2 protein-coding genes are annotated in these 1,280 nt (G+C 49.1%); both read right to left on the bottom strand.

The window, feature by feature from the left end; all coding sequences use genetic code 11:
• Positions 1-473 (bottom strand): FAD-dependent thymidylate synthase (thyX, locus tag ACR0P9_RS12855; protein ID WP_432620756.1); only part of this gene is annotated, 473 nt, incomplete at its 3' end.
• A 20-nt stretch (positions 474-493) separates the two neighbouring features.
• On the bottom strand, positions 494-1,228 hold the full coding sequence (locus tag ACR0P9_RS12850) for a WecB/TagA/CpsF family glycosyltransferase (protein ID WP_432620754.1): 735 nt from the start codon (positions 1,226-1,228) through the stop codon (positions 494-496).
• Positions 1,229-1,280: the final 52 nt, after the last annotated feature.

The following is a 1,280-nucleotide window of genomic DNA, read 5'->3' as shown; positions in this document are numbered from 1 at the left end:
TTCTCCGCCTTGCGGCGCGCTTCTTTCTCGGTGCAGCCCTCATCTAAAAACGTCTGCATATGCTTCTCTTGCAGAATCGCCGTCAGATTTTCATACATTTTCTGGTCGTCTGCCATTGCCTGAAGAAAAGCCTCTTTTGCTTCCGGCACATCTTCGATCTCATGCGGCACAACGAATTCAAACGCATTTTCCTTGACATATCGCTGCGACTGCACACTGAACGATGCCATGCGATGGCGCGTAATCTGTGCCAGCAGAGAGCGAGAGACGCCCTCAATGGCAAACGTAAACGAAGCGTGTTCAATCGGGCTTTCATGTCCGATGTCTGTGAGCATCGTCAAATAGGACTTGGTTGTCTCTTCGTCCAAACCGTCGAGCAGCGTATCCACTGTTGCTGCGGAATAGCAGGTTTTCGCAGCGGCAGAAATCACTTGTTCCGGTGATGGTGTATAGGCAATCAGTTTCACATTCATATTGTAAACTTCCTTATTTCTTAGTTTTCTTTTCCGGTGATCTTCGCGCCAATAACAGTGAGCAGGAACTTCGGCAGAGCCGCCATACGCTTTGCGCGCCACGGTTCCTTTTTCAGGCGATAGAACCACTCCAAGCCATGATCAACATAGAAATCCGGTGCACGCTCTACCACGCCCGCATATACATCAAGCGAACCGCCCAAACCGCACAGCAGCGTGCCATTCAGCTCATCGAGATAGGTATGCATGAAAATTTCCTGCTTCGGTGCTCCCAGACAAACCAAAATGACATCCGAATGACCGACAGCGTTAATATCCCGAACAGCTTCCTCTTCGCTCTTAAAATATCCGTCTCGGCAGCCATTGATAATCAAATTTGGGTGCTTTTTCTTCAGATTTTCCGCAGCTTTCTGTGCAACGCCCGGCTTAGCACCGAACAGGAACAAGCTTCTGCCTTCTTTTTCCATTTCGGCAATCAAATCAGCGGCAAATTCAATGCCAGCTACTTTTTCCGTCAGCGGCTTGTTCAAAATCTTTGCTGCATGTACAATACCGATGCCGTCCGGCAAAACCAGCGTTGCCGCATTGAGCAGCTTCTTCAGCTGCGGGTTGCTGCGTGCCATGTACACGATCTCCGAGTTCGGTGTGACGACATAGCCCTTTTTCCCCTGTCGAATCACATCCATTGCCCGCTGTACCGCTTCTTGTTTTGTGATGGCATCGAATTTGACGCCAAGAATGGAAACCTTATTCACACACTCTTCCTCCTTTTGGGAGCGGATTTTTTGTCCAGTATTTGTTCTCAAT

Source organism: Butyricicoccus sp. (assembly GCF_050872565.1).
GTDB lineage: Bacteria > Bacillota > Clostridia > Oscillospirales > Butyricicoccaceae > Butyricicoccus_A.
The sequence above is the reverse complement of the archived record's forward strand: the minus strand, read 5'-3'. Positions and strand labels throughout refer to the sequence as shown.